Annotated in this window: 1 protein-coding gene; it reads left to right on the top strand. The window is 34.8% G+C overall.

Annotation, left to right across the window (positions count from 1 at the left end; all coding sequences use genetic code 11):
* Positions 1-313, top strand: a 313-nt coding sequence (locus ADI58_RS05030) for a MucBP domain-containing protein (protein ID WP_049521698.1), incomplete at both ends; no start/stop codon positions are given.

Below are 313 nucleotides of genomic sequence, written 5' to 3'. Positions count from 1 at the left end.
TCAAGTCGTAACAAGTTATGTGAATGAAGAAGGCAAAGAAATCAGCCCTTCAGACAAAGGAACAAAAGATAAAAAAGACATTCCAGAGTACATTTACAAAGAAACTAAGAAAGACGAAAAAGGAAATACAGTCCATGTATATCGTCAAGTCGTAACAAGTTATGTAGATGAAGAAGGCAAAGAAATCAACCCTTCAGACAAAGGAACGAAAGATAAGAAAGACATTCCAGAGTACATTTACAAAGAAACTAAGAAAGACGAAAAAGGCAATACAACGCATGTATACCGTCAAGTCGTAACAAGTTATGTGAAT

It is taken from the genome of Streptococcus mitis (assembly GCF_001074635.1).
Taxonomy (GTDB): Bacteria; Bacillota; Bacilli; order Lactobacillales; family Streptococcaceae; genus Streptococcus; species Streptococcus mitis_E.
The sequence above is the reverse complement of the archived record's forward strand: the minus strand, read 5'-3'. Positions and strand labels throughout refer to the sequence as shown.